This is a genomic window from Streptomyces sp. CB02959 (genome assembly GCF_002803155.1).
Classification (GTDB): Bacteria; Actinomycetota; Actinomycetes; order Streptomycetales; family Streptomycetaceae; genus Streptomyces.
In genome coordinates this window covers 90,938-113,959 of sequence record NZ_NNBP01000020.1, presented here as the reverse complement: position 1 = coordinate 113,959, position 23,022 = coordinate 90,938, and the positions used below count along the sequence as shown (strand labels likewise).

General features: G+C 70.7%; 30 protein-coding genes, 1 tRNA gene and 2 pseudogenes. 25 read left to right on the top strand and 8 right to left on the bottom strand.

Features of this window, described 5'->3' with window-relative positions:
* Positions 1–21: 21 nt before the first annotated feature.
* The 6 genes from CG747_RS29125 (at position 22) to CG747_RS29100 (ending at position 7,204) form a co-directional block, all read left to right on the top strand.
* Positions 22–1,278 carry a DNA polymerase III subunit delta' gene (locus CG747_RS29125; protein WP_100604824.1) on the top strand — a complete coding sequence of 419 codons (1,257 nt, stop codon included), beginning with the start codon at positions 22–24 and terminating at the stop codon, positions 1,276–1,278.
* Between the two features lie 217 nt (positions 1,279–1,495).
* Complete coding sequence (locus tag CG747_RS29120) at positions 1,496–3,100, top strand: alpha/beta hydrolase (RefSeq protein WP_100604823.1); 1,605 nt, start codon at positions 1,496–1,498, stop codon at positions 3,098–3,100.
* A gap of 80 nt (positions 3,101–3,180) precedes the next feature.
* Positions 3,181–3,254, top strand: a tRNA-Thr gene (locus tag CG747_RS29115).
* Positions 3,255–3,548: 294 nt separating this feature from the next.
* On the top strand, positions 3,549–4,457 hold the full coding sequence (locus CG747_RS29110; protein ID WP_100604822.1) for a glycerophosphodiester phosphodiesterase family protein: 909 nt from the start codon (positions 3,549–3,551) through the stop codon (positions 4,455–4,457).
* A gap of 428 nt (positions 4,458–4,885) precedes the next feature.
* Complete coding sequence (locus CG747_RS29105) at positions 4,886–6,169, top strand: acyltransferase family protein (protein ID WP_100604821.1); 1,284 nt, start codon at positions 4,886–4,888, stop codon at positions 6,167–6,169.
* 207 nt (positions 6,170–6,376) lie between these two features.
* Positions 6,377–7,204 carry an arylamine N-acetyltransferase gene (locus tag CG747_RS29100; protein ID WP_100604820.1) on the top strand — a complete coding sequence of 276 codons (828 nt, stop codon included), beginning with the start codon at positions 6,377–6,379 and terminating at the stop codon, positions 7,202–7,204.
* Positions 7,205–7,247: 43 nt separating this feature from the next.
* Here the strand turns inward: CG747_RS29100 and CG747_RS29095 are convergent, their stop codons facing one another.
* From CG747_RS29095 to CG747_RS29085, 3 genes are all read right to left on the bottom strand, one after another.
* A complete protein-coding gene (locus tag CG747_RS29095) occupies positions 7,248–7,673 on the bottom strand; it encodes a RidA family protein (protein WP_100604819.1) in 426 nt (141 codons plus the stop codon).
* A complete protein-coding gene (locus CG747_RS29090; RefSeq protein ID WP_257980818.1) occupies positions 7,670–7,990 on the bottom strand; it encodes a hypothetical protein in 321 nt (106 codons plus the stop codon). The genes CG747_RS29095 and CG747_RS29090 overlap by 4 nt, the downstream gene beginning before the upstream one ends.
* Before the next feature lie 69 nt (positions 7,991–8,059).
* Positions 8,060–8,749, bottom strand: a complete 690-nt coding sequence (locus CG747_RS29085) for a spheroidene monooxygenase (protein ID WP_100604818.1) — start codon at positions 8,747–8,749, stop codon at positions 8,060–8,062.
* Positions 8,750–9,035: 286 nt separating this feature from the next.
* Here CG747_RS29085 and CG747_RS29080 point away from each other — a divergent pair, with 286 nt between their 5' ends.
* Positions 9,036–9,665, top strand: a complete 630-nt coding sequence (locus CG747_RS29080; RefSeq protein WP_100604817.1) for a TetR/AcrR family transcriptional regulator — start codon at positions 9,036–9,038, stop codon at positions 9,663–9,665.
* Positions 9,666–9,686: 21 nt separating this feature from the next.
* Here CG747_RS29080 and CG747_RS29075 read toward each other — a convergent pair whose 3' ends face one another.
* Positions 9,687–11,366, bottom strand: a complete 1,680-nt coding sequence (locus CG747_RS29075; RefSeq protein ID WP_100604816.1) for a bifunctional 3'-5' exonuclease/DNA polymerase — start codon at positions 11,364–11,366, stop codon at positions 9,687–9,689.
* A gap of 28 nt (positions 11,367–11,394) precedes the next feature.
* Here CG747_RS29075 and CG747_RS48255 point away from each other — a divergent pair, with 28 nt between their 5' ends.
* The 9 genes and pseudogenes from CG747_RS48255 (at position 11,395) to CG747_RS29035 (ending at position 16,944) form a co-directional block, all read left to right on the top strand.
* Complete coding sequence (locus CG747_RS48255) at positions 11,395–11,547, top strand: hypothetical protein (RefSeq protein ID WP_180985737.1); 153 nt, start codon at positions 11,395–11,397, stop codon at positions 11,545–11,547.
* Positions 11,548–11,822: 275 nt separating this feature from the next.
* A complete protein-coding gene (locus tag CG747_RS29070; protein ID WP_100604925.1) occupies positions 11,823–12,074 on the top strand; it encodes a chaplin in 252 nt (83 codons plus the stop codon).
* 252 nt (positions 12,075–12,326) lie between these two features.
* A pseudogene (locus tag CG747_RS29065) lies at positions 12,327–12,449 on the top strand (RdlA protein); the annotation flags it as partial.
* Positions 12,450–12,777: 328 nt separating this feature from the next.
* Positions 12,778–13,011 carry a chaplin gene (locus CG747_RS29060; protein WP_100604815.1) on the top strand — a complete coding sequence of 78 codons (234 nt, stop codon included), beginning with the start codon at positions 12,778–12,780 and terminating at the stop codon, positions 13,009–13,011.
* Positions 13,012–13,168: 157 nt separating this feature from the next.
* Positions 13,169–13,582 (top strand): hypothetical protein, encoded by a 414-nt coding sequence (locus tag CG747_RS29055; protein ID WP_257980817.1) that lies wholly within the window; start codon positions 13,169–13,171, stop codon positions 13,580–13,582.
* A gap of 286 nt (positions 13,583–13,868) precedes the next feature.
* Complete coding sequence (locus tag CG747_RS29050) at positions 13,869–14,279, top strand: rodlin (protein ID WP_100604813.1); 411 nt, start codon at positions 13,869–13,871, stop codon at positions 14,277–14,279.
* Between the two features lie 388 nt (positions 14,280–14,667).
* A complete protein-coding gene (locus tag CG747_RS29045) occupies positions 14,668–15,075 on the top strand; it encodes a rodlin (RefSeq protein ID WP_100604812.1) in 408 nt (135 codons plus the stop codon).
* Between the two features lie 140 nt (positions 15,076–15,215).
* Positions 15,216–15,773, top strand: coding sequence for a chaplin (locus tag CG747_RS50760; protein ID WP_100604811.1), 558 nt, complete (start codon positions 15,216–15,218; stop codon positions 15,771–15,773).
* 325 nt (positions 15,774–16,098) lie between these two features.
* Positions 16,099–16,944, top strand: a complete 846-nt coding sequence (locus tag CG747_RS29035; protein WP_100604810.1) for a nitrilase-related carbon-nitrogen hydrolase — start codon at positions 16,099–16,101, stop codon at positions 16,942–16,944.
* Between the two features lie 21 nt (positions 16,945–16,965).
* On the opposite strand, the gene tatA is transcribed toward CG747_RS29035, so the two are convergent.
* From tatA to rpmB, 3 genes are all read right to left on the bottom strand, one after another.
* Positions 16,966–17,163 carry a Sec-independent protein translocase subunit TatA gene (tatA, locus tag CG747_RS29030; protein WP_100604809.1) on the bottom strand — a complete coding sequence of 66 codons (198 nt, stop codon included), beginning with the start codon at positions 17,161–17,163 and terminating at the stop codon, positions 16,966–16,968.
* A gap of 110 nt (positions 17,164–17,273) precedes the next feature.
* Complete coding sequence (rpsN, locus tag CG747_RS29025) at positions 17,274–17,579, bottom strand: 30S ribosomal protein S14 (protein WP_100604808.1); 306 nt, start codon at positions 17,577–17,579, stop codon at positions 17,274–17,276.
* Positions 17,579–17,815, bottom strand: coding sequence for a 50S ribosomal protein L28 (rpmB, locus tag CG747_RS29020; protein ID WP_100604807.1), 237 nt, complete (start codon positions 17,813–17,815; stop codon positions 17,579–17,581). The genes rpsN and rpmB overlap by 1 nt, the downstream gene beginning before the upstream one ends.
* 74 nt (positions 17,816–17,889) lie before the next feature.
* Here rpmB and rpmG point away from each other — a divergent pair, with 74 nt between their 5' ends.
* The 8 genes and pseudogenes from rpmG to CG747_RS28985 all read left to right on the top strand — a co-directional run bounded on the left by rpmG (position 17,890) and on the right by CG747_RS28985 (position 21,155).
* Complete coding sequence (rpmG, locus tag CG747_RS29015) at positions 17,890–18,054, top strand: 50S ribosomal protein L33 (protein ID WP_100604806.1); 165 nt, start codon at positions 17,890–17,892, stop codon at positions 18,052–18,054.
* A 5-nt stretch (positions 18,055–18,059) separates the two neighbouring features.
* On the top strand, positions 18,060–18,314 hold the full coding sequence (locus CG747_RS29010) for a type B 50S ribosomal protein L31 (protein ID WP_100604805.1): 255 nt from the start codon (positions 18,060–18,062) through the stop codon (positions 18,312–18,314).
* Complete coding sequence (locus tag CG747_RS29005; RefSeq protein ID WP_100604804.1) at positions 18,314–19,462, top strand: GTP-binding protein; 1,149 nt, start codon at positions 18,314–18,316, stop codon at positions 19,460–19,462. Before CG747_RS29010 ends, CG747_RS29005 begins: the two co-directional genes overlap by 1 nt.
* Before the next feature lie 93 nt (positions 19,463–19,555).
* A complete protein-coding gene (gene rpsR, locus CG747_RS29000) occupies positions 19,556–19,792 on the top strand; it encodes a 30S ribosomal protein S18 (RefSeq protein WP_100604803.1) in 237 nt (78 codons plus the stop codon).
* A 124-nt stretch (positions 19,793–19,916) separates the two neighbouring features.
* A complete protein-coding gene (locus CG747_RS28995) occupies positions 19,917–20,288 on the top strand; it encodes a helix-turn-helix transcriptional regulator (RefSeq protein WP_257980816.1) in 372 nt (123 codons plus the stop codon).
* A pseudogene (locus CG747_RS51065) lies at positions 20,285–20,449 on the top strand (SRPBCC domain-containing protein); the annotation flags it as partial. The gene CG747_RS28995 and the pseudogene CG747_RS51065, both read left to right, overlap by 4 nt.
* Before the next feature lie 124 nt (positions 20,450–20,573).
* On the top strand, positions 20,574–20,798 hold the full coding sequence (locus CG747_RS51060) for an SRPBCC domain-containing protein (RefSeq protein WP_374701831.1): 225 nt from the start codon (positions 20,574–20,576) through the stop codon (positions 20,796–20,798).
* 117 nt (positions 20,799–20,915) lie between these two features.
* Positions 20,916–21,155: a DUF397 domain-containing protein gene (locus CG747_RS28985; protein ID WP_100604802.1), complete on the top strand. Its 240-nt coding sequence runs from the start codon at positions 20,916–20,918 to the stop codon at positions 21,153–21,155.
* A 112-nt stretch (positions 21,156–21,267) separates the two neighbouring features.
* On the opposite strand, the gene CG747_RS28980 is transcribed toward CG747_RS28985, so the two are convergent.
* Positions 21,268–21,777, bottom strand: a complete 510-nt coding sequence (locus tag CG747_RS28980; protein WP_100604801.1) for an ATP-binding protein — start codon at positions 21,775–21,777, stop codon at positions 21,268–21,270.
* Between the two features lie 315 nt (positions 21,778–22,092).
* Between CG747_RS28980 and CG747_RS28975 the strand changes: the two genes are divergently transcribed.
* Positions 22,093–22,956 (top strand): helix-turn-helix transcriptional regulator, encoded by an 864-nt coding sequence (locus CG747_RS28975; RefSeq protein WP_100604800.1) that lies wholly within the window; start codon positions 22,093–22,095, stop codon positions 22,954–22,956.
* The last annotated feature ends 66 nt before the right edge of the window (positions 22,957–23,022 follow it).

Sequence of the window (23,022 nt, the reverse complement as noted above, 5' to 3'; positions counted from 1 at the left end):
ACGGACAGGACGGCAGCAGCGATGGCGGTATGGGACGACGTGGTCGGCCAGGACCGGGTGACGGAGCAGCTCGCCGCGGCCGCATGCGATGCGGACGCCATCGTGGCCGCCGAGAGCGCGGCGCGTGGAGCGGGGGCCGGGGCCGCACCGGAGCGGAGCGGCGCCTCCCAGATGACGCACGCCTGGCTGTTCACCGGCCCGCCCGGGGCCGGCCGGGCCACCGCCGCCCGGGCGTTCGCGGCCGCCCTCCAGTGCGTCAGCCCGGACCGCGCCGCGCTCGCCTCCTCCACCCACGGGGGCGGCGCCCCCGGCTGCGGGTTCTGCGACGGCTGCCACACCACCCTGGTCGGCACCCACGCCGACGTCGAGATCGTCCGGACGGACCTGCTCTCCATCGGCGTCAAGGAGACCCGTGAACTGGTCCGCCGGGCGTCGCTCTCGCCGGCCGGCGGCCGCTGGCAGGTGATCGTCCTGGAGGACGCCGACCGCCTCACCGAGGGCGCCGGCAACGTCCTCCTCAAGGCCGTCGAGGAGCCCGCTCCCCGCACGGTCTGGCTGCTGTGCGCGCCCTCCATCGAGGACGTCCTCCCCACGATCCGCTCGCGCTGCCGCCACCTCTCGCTGCGTACGCCGCCGATCAGCGCGGTCGCCGAGATCCTCGTCCGGCGCGACGGCATCGACCCGGAGGCCGCCGACCGCGCCGCCCGCGCCACCCAGGGCCACATCGACCGGGCCCGCCGGCTCGCCACCGACGAACGGGCCCGGGCCCGCCGGGCGGCCGTGCTGAAGCTCCCCCTCCGCGTCGACGACATCGGCGGCTGCCTCAAGGCCGCCCAGGAGCTGATCGACGCCGCCGGGGAGGACGCCAAGCAGGTCGCCGAGGAGGTCGACGTCAAGGAGACCGAGGAACTGCGCGCCGCCCTGGGGGCCGCGGCCGGCACCGGCGGACGGCTGCCCCGGGGCACCGCCGGCGCCATGAAGGAGCTCCAGGACAGGCAGAAGCGCCGCTCGACCCGCACCCAGCGCGACAGCCTCGACCTCGCCCTGGTCGACCTCACCGGCTTCTACCGCGACGTCCTCGCCGTCCAGATGGGTGCCTCCGTCCCGCTCGCCAACGACGAGGTCGGCGACAGCGTCCGCCGCATCGCCACCGCATCCACCCCCGAGCGCACCCTGCGCCGCATAGAGGCGGTGATCGCCTGCCGGGAGGCCCTGGAGCGCAATGTCGCCCCCCTGCTCGCCGTCGAGGCCATGACCGTCGCGCTCCGGGCGGGCTGACCGAGCACCGCCCGCCACCGTCCACTCGATCATCGCGCACACATCGTTCATCTACGGATACGCTCCGTAGGCGGCCCGGAATCGGGAAGGCAGGAGCCAGGAGCCGCACCGCCGCCGAGGAGCCCACCGCACCGCCGAGGGAGTCGCCGCCACCAGGAACGCCACGCAGGCCACCACCGGGAACGACCCCACCGGGGACCGACACCAAGGGACCGCCATGCAGCCCAGCCGCCTGTTCCGCTCCACCACCACCGCCGCGGCCGCCGCTGCCGCGGCCCTCGTCCTGCTGATCTCCGGCTGCTCGTCAGGGCCGTCGTCCCCCGGTGGCGCCGGTTCCGAGAGCCGTTCGGCGGAGGCCGGCGCCGACCCTCCGGCGTCCGCCGTCACCCCGCTCGCACCGCTCCCGACGGCCATCCCGGCCAACCTCCGTCCGTACTACGACCAGAAGCTGAGCTGGCACGACTGCGGCGTGGCGGGCTTCCAGTGCGCGACGATGAAGGCGCCCCTGGACTACGCCAAGCCCAACCCGGACACCGACCTGAAGCTCGCGGTGGCCCGCAGGACGTCCACCGGCCCGGGGCAGCGGCTCGGTTCCCTCCTGGTCAATCCGGGCGGCCCCGGCGGCTCGGCGATCGACTACCTCCAGCAGTACGCGCCGCAGCCCGCCGCGGTCCGGGCGCGGTACGACATGGTCGCCATGGACCCGCGCGGCGTGGCCCGCAGCGAACCGATCGAATGCCTCACCGACCGCCAGATGGACCGCTTCACCCAGACCGACACCACCCCCGACACCCCCGCCGAGGTCAACGCCCTCGTCGCCGCCTACCGCAACTTCGCCAAGGGCTGCGAGGCCCACTCCGGCAAGCTGCTCCCGCACGTCTCCACCATCGAGTCGGCCCGCGACATGGACGTCCTGCGCGCCGTCCTGGGCGACAAGAAGCTGACGTACGTGGGCGCCTCCTACGGAACCTTCCTCGGCGCGACCTACGCCGGTCTCTTCCCGACCCGCTCCGGCCGCCTGGTCCTCGACGGCGCGATGAACCCGTCGCTGGACTCCCGCACCACCAACATCAACCAGACCGCCGGTTTCAACACCGCCTTCACGGCGTTCGCCGAGGACTGCGTGAAGCAGAAGGACTGCCCGCTCGGCACCGAGAACGCCCAGGACGCCGGCCGGCGGCTCTCCGCGCTCTTCAAGAAGCTGGACGCGCACCCGCTGGACACCGGCCAGGAGCGCAAGCTCACCGAGTCCCTCGCCACCACGGGCGTGATCGCCGCGATGTACGACCAGGGAGCCTGGCCCATGCTGCGCGCGGCCATCACCCAGGCCGAGGACGGCAACGGCCGCGCACTGCTCGCCCTGTCCGACAGCTACTACGAGCGCGACGCCTCGGGCCACTACGCCAACCAGATGTACGCCAACCCGGCCGTCAACTGCCTCGACCTCCCCGGTGCCTTCGCCGGCCCCGACCAGGTCCGCGCCGCCCTGCCCGCCTTCCGCAAGGCGTCCCCGGTCTTCGGTGACAACTTCGCCTGGTCCGCCCTGAACTGCGCCTACTGGCCGGTCAAGCCCTCCGGTATGGTCCACCGCATCGCGGCCAAGGGCGCCGACCCGATCGTCGTCGTCGGCACCACCCGCGACCCGGCCACCCCGTACACCTGGGCCAAGGGCCTGGCCGGCCAGCTCTCCAGCGCCACCCTCCTGACCTACGTCGGCGACGGCCACACGGCCTACGGCCGCGGCAGCGACTGCATCGACACCGCCATCAACACCTATCTCCTCGAAGGCACCCCACCCGCCAAGAACAAGAGCTGCACGTGACCCGGCCCACTCCCCCTGACCAGCCCCCGAACCGAGTACAGAGCACCCCCCGCTCCTGTGTAGACTGGGCCGCGCACCACGCCGCCTTAGCTCAGTTGGCCAGAGCAACGCACTCGTAATGCGTAGGTCTCGGGTTCGAATCCCGAAGGCGGCTCAGCTGGAACCCAGGTCAGAGATTCTCTGGCCTGGGTTTTTTGTTGTGGGCGGGGTGGGGGTGGCCTCGGGGTGGGGCACGGATGGGGGTTTCGCGGGCGAGGGGCTGTGAGAAGGCGCTGACCTGCGGAAAGGGTGGGGGAGCGGGCCTTCGGCGGGGTGGCGGCGGGGGTGTTCGCGTGGCGGTGGTGCCCGGATGGGGGCAAGGTCGGGAGCCAGGGCAGCTCGGGTGGCCCTAGGGGGCTTACCTGACGTAGATGGCAGCATCTGCGGCCGAGTGACCGGGAGGCCCCGCATGCTTCGGAGATCGGTGCGGATCCGGAGGCCGTTGCGGATCGCGTCCGGGGCGTTCGCGTTCGTCGTCACGGTGACCGTGGCGTCGTCGGCGCTGGCGTCCGGGCCGGACGGGAATCAGCGACTGGCCACCCGGGGCGGGACGTTCGTGAGCCTCCAGGCGGGGCAGAGCGCGCCGTTCGTGATCGCCCACCGGGGTGCGTCCCGGTTCGCGCCGGAGAACACCCTTGCGGCGGTCGACTCGGCGCACCGCCGGGGGCTGGTGTGGGTCGAGAACGACGTGCAGCGGACCAAGGACGGCCGGCTGATCGTGATGCACGACACCACCCTGAACCGGACCACCAACGCCGCGAAGGTGTTTCCGCGTCGGGCGCCGTGGCGGGTGCGGGATTTCACCGCGGCGGAGATCGCGCGGCTGGACGCCGGGAGTTGGTTCGGGAAACGGTTCGCGGGTGAGCGGGTGCCCACGCTCGCCGACTATCTGCGCAGGTTGGACCGTAATCAGCAGGGGTTGCTGCTGGAGCTCAAGGTGCCCGAGCAATATCCGGGAATCGAGCTGCAGACCCTTCGTGAACTACGGGCGTTGGGCTGGCTGAATCCCGCGCATATCAGTAATCGGCTGGTGATTCAGAGCTTCTGTGTGCGGTGTGTAAAGCGGGTGCACCAGCTGATGCCGCAGGTGCGTACGGGGATTCTGGGGCGGCCCCCGGTGAACAAACTGCGGCGTTATGCGCGCTTCGCCGATCAGATCAATCCCCGTATGTCCGACGTCGGTTCGCGGTGGGCCCGGGCCGTGCACCGACTGCACGGGCCGCACGGGCGGCGGTTGGAGATCTATGCGTGGGACGTGGGGGCGACGGCGACGGTGCGGGCGGTCCGGGGGCGCGGTGTGGAAGGCGTTATCGACTGATCGCTCGAAGGGGCGAAGGGTCGCCCCTTTCGTGGGTGTGCGGCGAGGGGGGTGTGCGGGCCCGTTGGTTGTGGGGTGGGGAGGGCGGTGTTCGGGGACGCGGGGATTGTTCGCAGGCGGGTGGGTTTTTTGGTGTGTGCCGGAGTTGCGGCTGCTCGTCCGGGGTCTGCGGGTGTAATCTCCCGCCCGTATTTTGCGGGGTTTCGCCCGAGTCGGGTGATGGTGCGGTGAAGGGGAACGGCCCGGCGGGCGGCCCCGGCCGAGCGGGATTTACGGGATTCCGTCGGCGCGGCTAAGGTGCCAGGGATGTTCGACGCCACACTCCCCGTAAATGAACTAAGACGCTGGATTTGGCCTTTGGGTTCCGTTGTGGAACCCGGCGCTTCGCCACATCCGGCTCCTCCTACCGGCGCGTTCCGGGAGGGCCGTTGACGAACGAGTTTCCGGCGTACGGCGAGCGGCGGGTTCCGCTGCCCGCGCCGCGGCAGATTCCGAAGGACGCGCCCCAGGCGGCAGGTGCGGCCGACGGGGCGGACGGGGCGGGCGCGACGACAGCCACCCTCACCCCGGACGCGTCGCCGGCGAACGACAAGGGCGGGGCGGCAAGCGGGAGCGGACGGCACGCCAAGGGGCGGGTGGGCCGGACCGCGGCCGGCACCGGCCGGGCGGCGACCGAGGCGGCCCCGGCCAAGGGCCGCGACGCGTTCTTCGACAACGCGAAGTACCTGGCCATCGTGCTGGTGGCGATGGGGCACGCCTGGGAGCCGCTGCGCTCCGGCAGCCGGTCGGCGGCGGCGCTCTACATCACCGTCTACGCCTTCCACATGCCGGCGTTCATCATCATCTCCGGCTACTTCTCGCGCAGTTTCGACATGCGCAAGGACCGGCTGCAGCGGCTGATCACCGGCGTCGCCGTCCCGTACGTCCTCTTCGAGGTCGCCTACACCTTCTTCAAGCGCTGGGCGGACGACGATCCGAGGTACCCGATCACCCTCCTGCAGCCGTGGTACCTGACGTGGTTCCTGGTCGCGCTCTTCATCTGGCGGCTGACCACCCCGCTGTGGAAGATCGTGCGCTGGCCGCTGCCGCTCGCCCTGACCGTCGCGGTCCTGGCTGCCGTCTCGCCGGAGATCGGTGACGATCTGAACCTCCAACGGGTGCTGCAGTTCCTGCCGTTCTTCGTCGTGGGACTCACCCTGCGGCCGGAACACTTCCAGCTTGTGCGCCGCCGGTCGGTGCGGATCGCCGCCCTGCCGGTGGTCGCCGGTGCACTGGTCTTCGCCTACTGGGCAGCGCCGCGGATGAACGCCGCGTGGTTCTACCACCGCGACAGCGCGCAGGAACTGGGCGCCCCCTGGTGGAGCGGGGTGGTGATGACGTTGGCGATGTTCGGCTGCTCGCTGGTGCTGGTGGCCTGTTTCTTCGCCTGGGTGCCGGGCCGCCGGACGTGGTACACGGCGCTGGGCGCGGGCACCCTCTACGGCTACCTGCTGCACGGGTTCCTCGCCAAGGGGTCGCGCTTCTGGCACTGGTACGACAACGCCTGGCTGCACACGCCGTGGGGCCAGGTGCTGCTGACCCTGATCGCGGGCACCATCGTCACGCTGCTGTGCACGCCGCCGGTGCAGCGGATCTTCCGGTTCGCCATGGAGCCCAAGATGGCCTGGGCGTTCAAGCCGGATCCGGTGGGGATGGCGCGGCAGCGTCGGTGAGGGGCGGCGGACCGAGGGTTGCCGGGGTCGGGGCCGTGGCCGCAACGCCGTTCGCCGGCCCCTCGGTTCGGTGCCTCGGCCGCGGGTCCTAGGTCCGGCCGCCGCCGGGCATCGTCCTGAAAGCCGATCCGTTTCGGCCTTGGTGTCTCATAAGCTCCGTTGCGGCTCTCCGCAGGGAGGACGCCATGACGAAGGGGGACAGCCACCATGACCGGATCCACATGGGGCGGCGAACAGCTCGACCTGGACGCCTACCTGGCACGCATCGGCTACGAGGGCGACCGCCGGCCGACCCTGGAGACACTGCGGACGCTGCACGCCGCGCACAGCGCCGCCATCGGCTTCGAGAACGTGGAGATCGTGCTGGGCCGCCCGATCCTGCTCGACGTGGAGGCGCTGCAGGCCAAGATGGTCCGGCAGCGGCGCGGCGGCTACTGCTACGAGCAGAACCTCCTCTACGCGGCCGCGCTGGAGCGCCTCGGCTTCCGGGTCTCCGGGCTCGGCGCCCGGATCCAGATGGGCGAGGACAAGGTGCGTCCGGTCACCCACGCCCTGCTGAAGGTGGAGCTGGACGGCACCGAGTGGATCACCGATGTCGGCTTCGGCGGCGAGGCGCTGCTCGCACCGATCCCGCTGCGGGACGGCGCCGAGGAACGGCAGGGTGCCTGGACCTTCGGCCTGGTCCGCGCGAAGGAGACCGAGTCGTGGGTGCTGCGGTCGCGCCATGAGGACGGCTGGTTCGACCTCTACGCCTTCGGGGACGAGCGGCGCTTCCCGGTCGACTACGCCGTCTTCAACCACTACATATCGACCCACCCGCGGTCGCCGTTCACCGGCAGGATCGTGGTGCAGAAGCCGGGGTACGAGCTGCGTCGCACCCTGGTCGGCCGGGAGCTGACACTGACCCGGCCGGACTGGTCGCGGGAGGTGCGGGAGGTCGCGCCGGAGGAGATTCCGGGCCTGCTGGACACCGAGTTCGGGATCACGCTCTCCGCGGCGGACGCCGAGACGCTGGTGGCGACGTACGGGGAGTGAGCCGGCTGCCCGCGCGCAGCGCACCCGCGCGACCGTGGCGGGCCTACCGCACCACCGCGATGCCGTCGATCTCCACCAGGGCCTCCTCGTCCCACAGGCGGCTGGCACCGATCACGGCCATGGCCGGAAAGTCGCTGCCGACCAGCCGCTTCCACACCCGGCCGAGCTCCTTGGCGTGGTGGCGGTAGTCGGCGACATCGACCGCGAAGACGGTGAGCTTGGTCAGGTCGGACGGGCCGGCGCCGGCCGAGGCCGCCACCTCCAGGAGGTTGCCGAGCGCCCGCTCGAACTGCTCGACGATGCCGTCCCCGACGATCCGCCCCGTGCTGTCGAGGGCGGTCTGCCCGGCGAGGAACACCAGGGTGCCGGGCGCGGTGGTGCGCACGGCATGGCTGAATCCGGTCGGCGGCGCGAGGTGGGGCGGGTTGATGCGCTCCACACCGCTGCTGTTGCCGTTGCCGTCGCTCATTCCCGACCGTTCCTCTCCGTCGCCAACTGATCACGCAGTCCCAGGAATTGAAGCGCGTCCCGCTCCTCCCGGGGAAGATGTTCATCGGAGATGGCGAGATCGAAGTCGGCCGGCGGCGCCAGTTCGTACAGCGCCTGACGGCCGAACTCGGCGTGGTCCGCGAGCAGCACCGTGCGCCGGGCGGCGGCCGTCAGGGCGCGCTTGACCCCGGTCGCGCAGATCGGCTCCTCCGTCGCCACCTGCTCGTTGCCGCGCCAACGCGCCGTGGGTTCGAAGGGTGCGCTGGGGGCGGTGGCGGCGCCCTCGGTGTCGGTCAACGCTGGTCCCTCCGTGGCTCGGATGGCTCAGATGGCTCGGACCTCGGCCGTTCGCCTGCTGACGGCCCCCTATCCGGCGAGTTTAGGGGCGGCTGTCGGCTCGCTCCCGCCGAGCGTGCCCCGGGCACCGTAGGGGCGGCAGCGGACGAACGCCGCCTGGTGGTGGAACGGCTGGGCGCGGTGCTCCCGGACCACCTCCTTGTGCTGCGGGTGCGCCGTGCCGTACGCGTAGCGGCTCATCGCCGAGACGTTCTGCCATATCGAGAACGTGGCGACGAAGCGGGGCGGTCTGGCCAGGGCGACGGCGGTGAGCATCGACGGATCGGCCGCGGCTCGCCCCGCGGCGCGGGAATTGGCGCGCAGGAACGGGACCGCGCGGCGCAGCCGCAGTGAGCCGAGGGTGAGCACGGCGACCGGTCCGTCCTCGTCGGACAGTGTGGCGCCCGGGTCGGTCTCGACCGGCAGTGGACTCCACGCGCCCAGGACCTGCACCGGCCGGAGCCGCACCTGCCAGCCACCGGCCAGCCGTCCGGCCAGTGGGTCCTCGGCGAGGAAGCGGTCCAGGGCGGTGTCGTCGTCCCACGACGCGAGCAGCGCGGCCCGACCGGGGCGCAGTCTGGGCGGGCCGGCGGCGAGGGCGCCGGTGAGGGTGGTGGTGGCGAACCGCAGGCCGGGGACCTTGCCCGGCTGCGGGGACCGGCCGAGAGCGGCGCGGGTGCCACTGATGCCGAGCTCGGAGATGTGCAAGGAAACGATCATGTCGAACCCCCGTCCGTCGTGCCCGCGCGGCGATGACTGAAGTTACTCATGCGTATACCGCGTGGTACACCATCGAGTATCCTTCAGTGAAGAGACAATTGCGAGCCGAACACCACGGTAAAAACGCGCCAGATTCCCGCATCTGTACCCGCACCGGGCCGGGCGCCCGCACCCGCCGGCGGCGGCGACACTGCACGAGGCACCGCAAGGACCGCGGATTCACGGGGACCGCCAGGACCACGAAGCCACGGAAACCACGGAAGTCACGAAGCCACGAGGACGCCCCATGAACGAGATCGACCGGAGCCGCGCCGCCCGCACGCAGGCCAGGACGCGCATCGAGGACGCGGCCGCCCGGCTGTTCGCGGAGCGCGGCTTCGCGGGCACCACGATCGGGGAGATCGCCGCCGAGGCGGGCCTGAGCAAGCCGATGCTCTACCGCCACTTCGACTCCAAGCAGGAGCTGCACCTCGCCCTGCTGGAACGCCACCGCGACGAGCTGGCCGCCGCCCCCATCCGCGAACTCCTGCACGGCGAGGGCGATCTGAACGCCCGCCTGGAGGCGATGTACGACGCCTGGTTCGGCCATGTGCAGACCCATCCGTACACCTGGCGGATGATGTTCCGGGACACCACCGGCGACCCGGAGGTGCAGGCGTTCCACCGCGAACTCCAGCGCAGGCAGCGGGAGACGGACATCGTCCTGCTGCGCGAGATGGCGCCCGACATCCCGGAGGCCGAACTGGAGCCCCTGGGCGAGGCGATCCGCAGCTCGCTCTACGGCCTCGCGCTGTGGTGGCTGGACCGCCCCGGAACCCCCCGCGCGGTCCTGGTGGCCGCGATGACCCGCCTCACCCGCGGCCTGCTCCCAGCGGGAGCCGGACGGGACCCTCGGGGAGCGGCTGCCGGCGACTGACGGCGCAACGGCCCACCGGACTCATTTGGCGTCCGCGTAGCACTCCACCACGGCCGTGGTGAACGGGAAGCGCACCGGTGTCGGGCCGAACGCGATCCGGCCCGCGGTGGCGGCCGCCGTAGCGATGGCCTCGGCGACCGTTCCGGCCTCTTCCGCGGGGCAGTGCACGATCACCTCGTCGTGCTGGAAGAAGACCAGCTCGGCGCGGAGCCCGGCCCGGGCCATCGCGTGACGCAGTGCGGCCAGCACCAGCAGGGCCCAGTCGGCGGCGCTGCCCTGCACCACGAAGTTGCGGGTGAAACGGCCGCGGGCGCGGGCCGCCGCGGTGCTGCCGTAGCCGCCGGGCCGCTCCTCCTCCTGGGGCAGCCCCGCCTCGTCGGGCGGCGCCATCGAGGCGGGCGGGCAGGTGCGGCCCATCCAGGTGCGCACCAGGCGGCCCTCCTCTCCGGCCCGCGCCGCGTCGTCGACGTACGCCACCGCGGCCGGATAGCGGCGGCGCAGATCGGCCATGTGCTTGAGGGCGTCGCCCGAGGTCTGGCCGTAAATGGCGCCCAGCAGCGCGAGCTTGGCCCGGTCGCGGTCGCCGCCGAAGGCGCGGGCCGCCAGATCCGCATAGAGGTCCTGGCCCGTGCCGGCCACCTCCATCAGACCCCCGTCGCGGGAGACCGCGGCCAGCACCCGCGGCTCCATCTGGTCGGCGTCGGCGACCACCAGGCGCCACCCCGGGTCGGCCCGGACCGCCTGCCGGATCACCTTGGGGATCTGCAGGGCGCCGCCGCCATTGGTGGTCCAGCGGCCGGAGACCGTGCCGCCGGGCAGGTACTCGGGGTGGAACCGGCCGTCGTGCACCCACTGCTGGAGCCAGGACCAGCCGTGGGCGGTGTACAGGCGGTAGAGCGATTTGTACGCCAGCAGCGAGGCCACCGCGGGGTGGTCGATCTGTTGCAGCTCCCACTTGCGCGTCGAGGAGAGGGCGATCCCGGCGCGGGCGAAGGCCCTGATGATGTCGTTGGGCAGATCGGGGCGGACCCGCACGCTCTCCCCGAAGGCCCGCGACACCTCGTCGGCCAGCTCCGCCATGCGCCGCGGCTCCAGTCCGCCCGGAAAACGCTCGCCCAGCAGGCCGTCCAGCACCTCGCGGTGCACGTCCGCACGCCAGGGAATGCCGGTCCGGGACAACTCCGCGGCGACCAGCATGCCCGCCGACTCGGACGCCAGCAGCAGCCGCATCCGGTCCGGGTGCTCGGCCCGTGCCGTACGGGCCACCTGGCCGGCGTAGACCTCCAACAGCGCGGTGAACTCGTCGGTGTCGGGCGGCAGCGGCACCGGGCCCGGCTCGAACAGGGACGGCTGGGTCTCGGCGGCACGCGCGGGCGCATCCGCCGGCACCGGCAGGCCGTGCAGCCGTGCCCAGGCGGCGGCCAGCGAGTGGGGCTGGCCCGACTGCCCCTCCTCGTGGCCGATCAGCAGCGCCTCGGCGGCCTCCACGTCGTAGCAGCGCTCGACCCGCACCCCGGCCGCCAGCAGCCGACGGTAGATCTCGGCCGTGGACCGCCACACCCACCGCTCGACCTCGGGGCGCGACCGCACCGCCTCGGCGAGCGAGGACTCCCGCACCACCGGCCCGGCGGGCCGGCCGTCCTGAGTGAGCGGGCAGAGACGAGCACCCCCGTCGCCCGTCTCCGCCACCACCCATCTCATGCCCCGAGTCTTGCACCAGGGTCTGACAATGGCCCCGACCAGCGCCTTCGGGCCGGTCACGGACGCGGTCGCCGTCACCGACGCCGAGTTCCGGCCGCCGCTCCGGCCCACCGCCGTGCGTCGATCGGCCGCGCTCAACTCCCGGCGCGCCAGCGCCTGTCAGGCCGACACCCGTGCGTGAGCCGGCCTCCTGACGCCAGGGCACACCACGCAACTGGCAATCACCGGTGCGTGACCGATGGCGTGTGACGATGACGGGACGAGGCGCGGTGGACCGGACAACCGGCCGCCGCGGCCGGGCATCCGCCACGGACACCACACCTGCCCCGTAAGGCACTTGCGGTCAACCATCACCCGTTTGGCCCGCTACTTTTGCCCGGTTTGTTGCGTTGAACTGCTTGTCGCTCCAGGCGGCGCGCACAGAAACCTGAATGCTGCTCAGTGAAGAGGTTCACCGTGAAGTTTGTCTCCAAGGCCGTCGTCCTGTCCGCCGCCGCGGGCATTGCCGTCGTGGGAGGCGCTGGCGTGGCCAGCGCCCATGGGCACGGCGGTGCCAGTGCCAAGGGTGCCGCTGTGGGTTCGCCCGGCGTGCTCTCCGGCAACCTCATCCAGATGCCGGTCCACGTCCCGATCAACGTGTGCGGCAACACCGTCGACATCGTCGGGATCCTCAACCCGGCGTTCGGCAACCGCTGCATCAACCGCTGATCGCCGTCAGGTGAACGAGGCCCGCCCTGGTTCAGGGCGGGCCTTTCCTATGGTGAATTCACCACGAGAGTAAGGGACTTAAGGGGAGAATCCGTCATGGGCCTGCTGAACGGCTGGTGTTGGCGGCCGGGCGCAGTGATATGTGCCTATGGACTGCGTGGCATTCGGGTGAATCCGCGAAACCGGGCCCCAGGAAGCGAGTTGACCAGTGCGCTCCGGATACGGGCGATCCGCTTCCAGCAAGGGTGAACAGTGATCAAGCAGGTCCTGGCCACGACGGCAGTAGCCGCCTCCATGGTCGGCCTCGCGGCCGCGGCCGCCCCGCAGGCGATGGCGGTCGGTGATCGCCACGGCACCTCCACGGTCAACGGCAACCGTTCCGTCCCGGCCGATCACCCGGCCTGCGGCACCGTGTCGCGAACCATCGGGCCGAAAAGCCCGATCCCTTGCCGATAGGAATTCACATTCGGTGGGCATCTCGCCCGTTCTGATTTCCGTGTTGTTTCCGCGTTATATGTACGGGGCTCACCGGAAATAGTCTTGCGGCGTTCGGGCGATTTCTCCGAAAACTTCCCCGCGGGAGTTTCGCGAGTGTGGAGAAATCGTTACCAATATCGGCAGCGGAGTTACGGGCGAGATCGATCCGCGCCCGTGCGACACGACAGCCGTGTGTGCTAGGGATCCCGCTGCAGGAAGGGCCGAAGTGAAGTACGCAAAGGTCGCAGTTGTCGCCGCCGGTACGCTCATGGCAGTGGGCGCTGCTGCGCCGGCTTTCGCCGGTGCGCACGCCAAGGGCGGCGCCAAGCACTCCCCGGGTGTCCTCTCCGGCAACGTCATCCAGATGCCGGTCAGTGTCCCGATCAACGTGTGCGGAAACACTGTCGACATCGTCGGGATCCTCAGCCCGGCGTTCGGGAACCGCTGCATCAACCGCTGATCGAAGAAATTCGATTCGCTTTAATGCGACCGTCCCCGGCTTGCCGGCGTTGCGCGTCGGGGACGGCGGTCTTTCGGTCCTTCGTGATCATTTTCTGGGTGGCCCGGAATCTTTCGGGTGGCGTGCCTGAAGAATCGTAACTTCACAGTTTCTCCGGGTGGCGGACCTCGTTAGCCAGAGGGAAAGCGGTGATCCGAGCAGCGAAGTGATTGCTCACGCGGCACTGATGTCGCGACTCCATCGAACACCGCACCAGAAGGGACAGTGGGACGTGAAGTACGCGAAGTCTGCCGTTGCTGTTGCCGGCTCCGTCATGGCTCTGGGCGCGGCCGTGCCCGCTTTCGCCGCCGATGCCGGTGCGGCGAACATGCCCTCGCCGCACATGAGTCTCAACGGTGGGCTGACGGACGCGCTGAACAACCGGCAGCTGGACGGTCGTCAGGTCAAGCCGCTGGTCGACACCGTCCGGGGCGCGGAGAAGACCGCCAAGCACCCGAAGCAGATTCTCGGTGGCGCCACGGGGGCCACCAAGGAACTTCCGTTGCTTGGTGGTCTGCCGCTCGGCAAGTAACGGGTCGGCGAACCGGCGTTTGGCTGCCTCAAGGGACCGCCCGGGGAATTCGGTGCGGCTGTATGAAGCCTTGGCCGCCGGATCGGCGTGCGCTCCGAGAGATATTCGAGGGTGACGCCGGTCCGGACGGTGAATCGTGGTTGCGGGATTTCGGACGGGATGCCTGATCGGCAATAAGAGATCAGGATAATCAGCTCATTTGAGTGAACGAGCACAACGAAATGTGCCTTTGTGAGTTGGTCATACTGCCCGGCCCAAGGGCATCCCGTAACACGAAGGATCAACAATGATCAAGAAGGCTCTCGCAACCGCAGCCGCGGCTGCTTCCATTGTTGGGGTAGCCGCAGCTGTCGCCCCCCAGGCGATGGCCACGGGTAACCAGCACGGTACGTCGACGGTCAATGGCAACGGCTCGAAGCAGTACTTCGGCAACTCGACCACGTACGGTTACATGAGCCCGCAGATCGGGCTGATCCAGGGGTCGCTCAACAAGCCCTGCGTCGGTCTGCCCGCCAAGGCGAACCTCGGTTCGCTGGGCGGCGTGGTCCCGGTCTCGGTTCAGGACATCAACGTCCTGTCCTCGCCGCAGAACCAGCAGTGCACCGAGAACTCCACCCAGGCCAAGGGCGACGAGCCGCTGTCGCACATCCTGGACGACATTCCGGTCCTCTCCGCGAACGGCGTGCACAACCGCTGAGCGGGCGACTGATGCCCGGGCCGCCCAGAATTTCCGGTTCTGGGTGGTCCGGGTTTCTCGTTTTGTTGCGCCGCTGGTTTTTGGATTGTTATTCGCTCGTGACTGCCGATGGTTCGGTGTGCTCGTTATGAGGGTGTGTGGAGGGATGCATGCCAATGCCCTTGCGAGAATGATGGGGCCGCCAGGGCATTGGCATGCCGGCCGGAAATGCGTGCGGGGCCCGGGAGATTTCCTTGTGATTTCCTGGGCCCCTGTGGTGTGCCGGAGAGTTTTTCGGGAGGGTGACCGCCATCTGTTCGGGTGACGGTGCGGAACTCGGGCGGCCGCGGTTTGTTGTTGAAACAGGGCTCCCGCGCCGGGAGTTTCTGCTCCTGAAGGGTTCAGCGCGATGAAGAGGATGATGGCGGCCACGGCGATCGCGGCGTCGCTCGTCGGAATTTCGGCCGCAGCGTCTCAAGAGGCGCTGGCGGTCGGTGACCATGACGGAACCAGCACGGTCAACGGTAACGGCACCAAGTCCGTGTACGGCAACTCCAAGACGCACGGCAAGCGCAGCACCCAGCTCGGGCTCCTTCAGGGAAGCTTGAACGACCTGTGCGTCGGCCTGCCCGCCAAGGCGAACGCCGGCTCGTTGATCGGCGGAATTCCCGTCACGGTGCAGGACATCAACGTCCTGTCCTCGCCGCAGAATCAGCAGTGCGCCAAGAACTCGACGCAGGCCAAGGGCGACGAGGCGCTGTCGCACATCCTGGACGACATTCCGATCCTCTCGGGCAACGGGGTCAAGAACCGCTGACGGCAGTCGGCCGCGGCCGATCCATCGCTTGCGACACCGGGCGACCGGCGGGCGTATGCGCCGTCGGCCGCCCGGTCGTGCGAGCACCACGGGGGGTGCGGGCGGGGCGCCCGTGCGCGAGGACTGCGGAGTGAGGGGACATGCGACAGAGCCTGAAGACATGCGTGCTCGTTGCGGTGGCATCGGGTGTGCTGGGGGTGGGCGCCGGTTCGGCGTTCGCGGACGCCGGTGCGCAGGGGGGTGCGGCGGGCTCGCCCGGCGTGCTGTCCGGGAACTCGGTCAGGGCGGAGGTGCGCGCTCCGGTCGCCGCGTGCGGCAACGCGGCCGACGGGGTGGGGCTGTTGGGTCCCGCCTTGGGGAACGGGTGCGGGCACGGTGCGGCGTCGCCGCGGCCGCTGCTGGTCGCGCGGCCGCCGGACGGCCACCGGGCCGCCCCGGTGCGGCACGCGACGGGGCCGGAGAAGCACCGGAGACATCAGCAGGCCGGGGTGTTCGAGCGGGAGGCCGGGCGGGGCGTGCGGGTGCGTACCGACCATGATCCGCGGATGGGTGCGGTGGCCCGGGCCGGGAAGTCGGCGGGGGAGGCGCTGCTGGCGTCCACCGGGGCGCGCCGGCTGGGGCTGGTCGCCGGGGCCGGCGGCGGGCTGGTGCTGGGCGGGGTGGTGCTGCTGCACCGGGCTCGCGGGCGTCGGGGGTGAGCGGGCCCGGCGGTGGCCCGGTTGCGGCGGCCGGCCGAGCGGATGCGGCGGGCCGCTCGGCCAGGGCCGCCCGGTCGGGGTGGCGCCGGGGGCGCCGGACGTCCCGACCGCGGCCGTCGTACCGCTGGTGCCGGGCGGAGCTGCGGCTGGAAGTCGCCCGGGGGTACGACGGATCGTGCGGATCAACGCGTGATGGCGGTGCCCGGCACGGGAAGGATCGTTCTTTCGCTCGTTGGTGGGATGCGTCTTAACCGGATGTTTGGGGAAGACTTTGGAGAAAGACCGTAAAGGCTATTAAAAGTAATTTTTCTAGGGTGAGTGGGGCATGCTGATCGCGCTGGCGCAGACGGACTGCGTGCTGGGGGACGTGGCCGAGAACCTCCGGGTCGCCCGGGAGCAGATCGAGCAGGCGGCGGTCCAGGGGGCGGAGCTCGTCGTGTTTCCCGAACTCAGCCTGCACGGCTATCACTTGGGGGCGCTCGAGCGGGACGAGTCCATCGAGGCGGACGATCCGCGGCTGCGGGAGCTGAGCACGCTGGGGCCGGGTGTGCTGGTCGGTTTCCATGAGCACACCAGCCTGCGGGCGTACAACACGTCCGCGTACTACGGGGACGGGGCGCTGGTCCATGCGCACCGCAAGCTCTACCTGCCGAACTACCTGGCGTGGGAGGAGCGCAAGCACGTCAGCCCGGGGCAGTCGCTGCGCGCGTACGAGCTGGCGCAGTCGGCGAGCAGCGGGCGGGGGGCGACGCTGGTGTGCAACGACGCCTGGCAGCCGGTGCTGCCGTGGCTGGCGGTGCAGGACGGGGCCGAGGTGCTGTTCGTGCCGACCAACAGCGCGGCGAGCCTGGACCCGGAGGCGATGGACACCGGGCTGTACTGGGACACGCTGCTGTCCTATACGGCGCGGATGCTGCAGTGCTGGGTGGTCTTCGTCAACCGGGTCGGCAACGAGCACGGGGCGTCGTTCTGGGGCGGCTCGCGGGTGGTGGACCCGCGGGGCGCGGTGGTGGCCCAGGCGCCCAAGTGGGAGACGGCGCTGGTCACCGTGGAGATCGACCCGTCCGAGGCGCGGCGGCAGCGGCGGGCGGTGCCGCTGGTCGCGGAGGCCCGGCTGGGACTGATCGACCGCGAGGTGCGGCGGTTGATCGACGAGGGCGGCGACCACTGAGCGTGGTCCGGGCGGGCCGGGTCAGTGGCCGGCGGGCTGCTCCGCGCGGGCGGCCTCGGCGGGGCGCTCGTCCTTGAGGGCCTTGGCCTCCGACTTGAGGATGCGCATCGAGCGGCCGAGGCCGCGCGCCATGTCGGGGAGCTTCTTGGATCCGAAGACCAGAACGACGACGGCCAGGATCAGGAACAGGTGCCAGGGCTCCAGGGCGTTGCGCAGCATGGGCGCTCTCGCTTTCGTCGGGTGGCAGTGGGGGTCTGCCCAGTATTACCCGAACGGCCCGGCTGCCCGGCCCAGGGGTCGCGTCCAGGGGCGGGCAGCCGGGGCGGGGGTCACCAGCTGGACTTGGTGACCCCCGGCAGGTGGCCCTTGTGTGCCTGGTCGCGGAGGTTGATCCGGGAGAGGCCGAAGGCGCGGAGGTAGCCGCGCGGGCGGCCGTCGACGCTGTCGCGGTTGCGGACGCGGGTGGCGCTGGCGTCCCGCGGCTGGCGGGACAGCTCCCGCCGGGCGGTGCTGCGCTCGTCGTCGGAGGCGCGCGGGTCGCGGATGACGGCCTTGAGGACGGCTCGGCGGGCGGCGTAGCGGGCGACCGTGGCGCGGCGCCGCTCATTCCCCGCGATCTTGCTCTTCTTGGCCATCAGACCTTCTCCCCTCGGGCGCGGATACGGGCGACGGCGGCCTCGATGCCGATCGTGTCGACGGTCTTGATCGCCTTGGCGCTGAGGGTGAGCCGGATGTGGCGGCTCTCGCTCTCCAGCCAGTAGCGCTTGCGCTGGACGTTGGGGTCGAACCGTCGCGAGGTGCGGCGGTGCGAGTGGGAGACGGTCTTGCCGAAGCCCGGCTTGCGGCCGGTCAGCTGGCAGTGGGCGGACATGGTGCGGTCCCTTCGGTGGTCGGGCTCTGTCAGAGCTTATTGAAAATGGAAACCATTTGCGTATACTACCTGGCATGGCCCGCAACGAGATACGTCCGGTCGTCAAGCTCCGGTCCACCGCCGGCACCGGGTTCACGTACGTCACCCGCAAGAACCGCCGCAACGACCCCGACCGCCTGGAACTGCGCAAGTACGACCCCGTGGTCGGTCGGCACGTGACCTTCCGAGAGGAGCGCTGAGCGCGATGAAGCCCGGAATCCACCCCGCCTACGGACCCGTCGTCTTCCGCGACCGGGCCGGGGACTTCGCCTTCCTGACCCGCTCGACGGCGACGAGCGACAAGACCATCGAGTGGGAGGACGGGAACAGCTATCCCGTCATCGACGTCGAGATCTCCTCGGCGAGCCACCCCTTCTACACGGGCGCCGCCCGGGTGCTGGACACCGCCGGCCGGGTCGAGCGGTTCGAGCGCCGGTACGGCAAGCGCGGGGCCCGCTGATGGAGCGGCTGAGCGTGGTGCTGGTGGGCGGGCTGCACGCGGACGCCCGGCGGGCCGCCGTCGAGCGGCTGCTGCGGACCGTCCCCGGCAGCGTCGCCCTCCACCACGACCTGGCCTCCGCGGCCGACGGCACCGTGCGGCGCACCGTCCGCGACGCCGGCGGCACGCTGGACACCGGGGAGGCACCGCTGGTCAACGACTGCGCCTGCTGTGCGCTGCGCGAGGACCTGGTGCCCGAACTGGAGCGGCTGGCCGCCGGCCGGACCTGCCGGCTGGCGATCGTCGAGCTGTGGGACTCGGTCGAGCCGAAGGCGATGGCCGAGGTGGTCACCTCGTGCGGCAGCACGAACCTGGCGCTGACCGGCGTGATCACGGCGGTCGACCCGGCGCTGCTGCTGCCCTACCTCGGCTGCGGCGACGACCTGGCCGAGGCCGGGCTGGCGGCCGCCGCCTCCGACCGGCGGACGGTCGCCGACACCTGGGCCCGGCAGCTGGAGTACGCACCGGTGCTGGCGCTGGCCACCGGGGAGGAGGCCGCGGACGACGCCGACCACGCGCTGCTGGCGCAGCTGCACCCGATGGCGCGCCAGGTGGCCGTGGACTCCGAGGAGCTGGCCGCCGCCGCGCTGGCCGGCTTCGACGTGGAGGCCGCCGCGAGCCGGCAGCACCCGGCCTGCGCGCTGCTGCCGCAGGAGGCCGAGGCGGCCGGCGTGGGCACGTTCGTCTGGCGCGGCGCCCGACCCTTCCATCCGGAGCGGCTCTACGCGGCACTGGAGGACCTGACCTGTGCGGCGGCGCGCAGCCGGGGGCGGTTCTGGCTGGCCGACCGGCCGGACACCCTGCTGGCCTGGGACGCCGCGGGCGGCGCGCTCTGCGTGGAGAACGCCGGGCCGTGGCTGGCCGCACTGCCGGACGCCGCCTGGGAGTTGGTGCCGCCGGTGCGCCGGGCCGCGGCCGCGCTGGACTGGCACCCCGAGCACGGCGACCGGGGCCAGTACCTGACCTTCACCTCGCCCGGACTGGACCGCGAGGGGCTCCGCGCCCTGCTGGAGTCCTGCCTGCTCACCGATGCCGAATATGCGGGCGGTCCGGCGGGCTGGAAGGGCCTGCCGCCGGCCTTCGACGCCCTGCTCGACCCTGTGTCGTGACGCCCTGGGCCGCCGGCCCGTAGAGAGCCACCCGGGAACCGGCCGTTTTCCCGCCCGGAACCGGTCCCTCCACCCTGAGAAGAAAGCTCTGTCATGACCCGTCGGAACGACCCGCGGCGCAAGGCCGTGCCCCGTCCCAACCCGCTGGACGCGGCCGGGATCACGTATATCGACTACAAGGACACCGATCTGCTGCGGAAGTTCCTCTCGGACCGCGGCAAGATCCGGGGCCTTCGGGTGACCCGGGTCACCGCCCGGCAGCAGCGGCAGCTGGCCCGTGCGATCAAGAACGCCCGGGAGATGGCGCTGCTGCCGTACGCCTCGCGGTGATGCGGTGACGCGGTGGCGCAAGGCCCGAGGGGGTGGCGCTCGCGGTGGCCGGCGTCGCCCCTCGTGATCGGTAGGAGATTCCCTACGTTTGACGCGTAGGGAATCTCCTACGTATTTTGGGGGTGTGAACGCCACTCCCGTACCGCCGCCACCCCTCCTGTCCGCACCGGATCAGGACCGGGTCTTCGCGGCGCTCGCCAATGCCACCCGGCGCGAGGTGCTCCGGCTGCTGCGCGACGACGGGCCGCAGCCCGTCCAGCACCTGGCCGAGCACTTCGAGATGAGCCGGCCGAGCCTGTCCGAGCACCTGAAGGTGCTGCGTCAGGCGGGGTTGGTGAGCGAGCGGCGGGCCGGCCGGCAGCGGATCTACCGCCTGGAGGCCGCGCCGCTCGGCGAGGTGCAGGACTGGCTCGGACCCTACGAGCGGTTCTGGCGCGCGAAGCTCGCGGGCCTGGGCGAGCTGCTCGACCGCATCCCCCACGAAGAGGCGCAATGAACACCCACGGCATGCCGGTCCCCGACGACGACCCGGCGGACGCGACGACGATCCGCCTCGACCACTTCCTGCCACATCCGCCCGCCAAGGTCTGGCGGGCGCTGAGCGAGCCGGAGTTGATCGCGCAGTGGATGATGCCCGGCGATTTCCGGCTGGAGGTCGGCCACCGCTACGAGATGCGGACGCCGCCCCGGCCGAACACCAACTTCTCCGGCACGGTCGTCGCCGAGGTGCTCGGCTACGAGCCGATGGGGTCTCCCCTGCTCCTCAAGAGCTTGGGGAAGGATGCTGCGGCTGCGCTGGCGGGACGCCGACGAGGGGCAGCGCAACCGCGCCGACTGGACCCTCACCTGGACCTTGGAACCCGAAGGCCGCGGCACACGTCTCTTCCTCGTCCACGAGGGCTTCGACCCCGACGACCCGTATCAGGTGCAGGCGCACCGCATCATGGGGGGCGGCTGGCGGTCGATTGTGACGGAGGGTTTGGGGAAGGTGCTCAACAAAATGTGACCGCCCCGGCACCCCCTGTCGTGCACGTGCATCTGCGCATGCATCTGCATGTGAACGCAGCTATGATCCCGGGCAGTTGACACCGTTTTCCACCGCGTTCACCACCGGGAGAGCCCTGTGCCCCACGCATACAACGGCATGGCCGCAGCGGATCTCCGCGATGTGACATGGCAGAAGAGCCGGCACAGCAATTCGCAGGGCTCCTGCGTGGAGTTCGCGAAGCTGCCCGGGGGCGACGTAGCGGTGCGCAACTCCCGTTTCCCGGACGGTCCGGCGCTGGTCTACACGCCGGCCGAGGTCGAGGCGATGCTGCTGGGCATCAAGGACGGGGAGTTCGACCACCTGGTGCGCGACTGAGCGCACGGCGGTTCCGGGGCCGGTCGGCGCGGCCCGGACACGGAAAACGGGCGCCCGCGAAAGTGCGGGCGCCCGACGTATGAGGGCGGTCGGACGGGTGGTGCCGCGGCCGTCACGGCAGCCGGAAGAGGGCCCACACGATCTTGCCGTGCCGGCCGCCGGACAGCCGGTGCCAGCCCCAGCTGTCGCTGAAGGAGTCCACCAGGTAGAGCCCGCGGCCCGACTCGTCGGCGGAGTCCGCCTCGCCGGCCTCCGGTGAGGCGTCGCTGGGGTCCCGGACCGCGCACACCAGCCGGGAGGACCAGCGCATCAGATGGAGCCGGGCGGGCAGGCAGCCGTCGGTGAAGTCCGCGCCGAACCCGGGGTGCTCCGGGGCGGCGAGGACCGCGTGCCGCAGGGCGTTGGTGACGAGTTCGGAGACGACCAGGGCGACGCCGTCGAAGAGGTCTTCCAGGTCCCAGCCGATGAGCGTTTCGCGGGTGAACCTGCGGGCGCCGCCGACCGATTCGTAGCGGGGCGGGAGCGGGCAGGACACGGATCCGGAGACGGCCAAGGGGTCGACGGGAGGGAAGCCCTGCCATAACGGCTCGAAATCGAGCATGGTCGAAACCTTGGTCCCCATGCGAGGCACTCCTGGCGTTCGCGGACGTCATGACCCAGGCCGGTCAGCCGGGGATCTGGCGGATCTTTCACGAGCGTGCATGCGTGCGACGCCTATGGTTCCCAATGCGTAGGGCAGATGCAAGGGCAGATGCACGTGCAGCTGACGCGATTGCGTAGGGCTGGCCACATAAGCGCCGTATTCTTCCTGTGATTTCTTGTGGAGGGCTTGCGGGGGCTGCACATATCAGTAACCAGATGAGCACTCAACGAAGCCTGGACGTGGCAGACTGCGGCCCACTGTTGGACGGGGTGGGGTCACGGGAGGGTCAGAGAGGTGTCCGCAAGTGAGTCGGGCGGGTCGGTGGTGCGGCGGATCCTGCTCGGATCTCAGCTCCGCCGGCTGCGTGAGTCGCGCGGGATAACCCGTGAAGCGGCCGGCTACTCGATCCGTGCGTCCGAATCGAAGATCAGCCGCATGGAGTTGGGCAGGGTGAGCTTCAAGGCACGCGATGTCGCAGATCTCCTCACGCTCTACGGCGTGAGCGACGAGCAGGAGCGCGAGGCGCTGCTCTCACTGGCCAAGGAGGCGAACGTCGCGGGCTGGTGGCACAGTTACGGCGATGTGCTTCCCGGGTGGTTCCAGACGTATGTGGGCCTGGAGGGAGCCGCATCGCTCCTCCGCGCCTACGAAGTCCAGTTCGTCCACGGGTTGTTGCAGACCGAGGAGTACACGCACGCCGTGGTCTCCGGCGGTATGGCGGGTGCGCCGGCCGCCGACGTCCAGCGCCGGGTCGCGCTGCGCCAGGAGCGGCAGAAGCTGCTGATCTCGGAACGCGCGCCGCAGCTGCACTGCGTCCTGGACGAGGCCGCGCTGCGCCGCCAGTACGGCGGACGGGCGGTGATGCGGGGGCAGTTGAAGCATCTGATCGACATCTCGGAGCGGCCCAACGTGCGGCTCCAGGTGGTGCCGTTCAACTACGGCTGGCATGCGGGGGAGAGCGGCGCGTTCACCATGCTGCGCTTCCCGGAGTCGGATCTCTCCGACGTCGTCTATCTGGAGCAGCTCACCAGCGCCCTCTATGTGGACAAGCCGGAGGAGGTCGCGCAGTACGAGCGGGCGATGGAGCGACTGCAGGAGGACAGCCCGGATCCCGCCGCGACCAGGGATCTTCTGCGTGGTCTACTCCAACTCACTTGACCCGGCAGTAGGATGACGCCGGATCAGCCCCCCCCCGCAGAGCAGTGCCGCACAGAGTAGGGATGC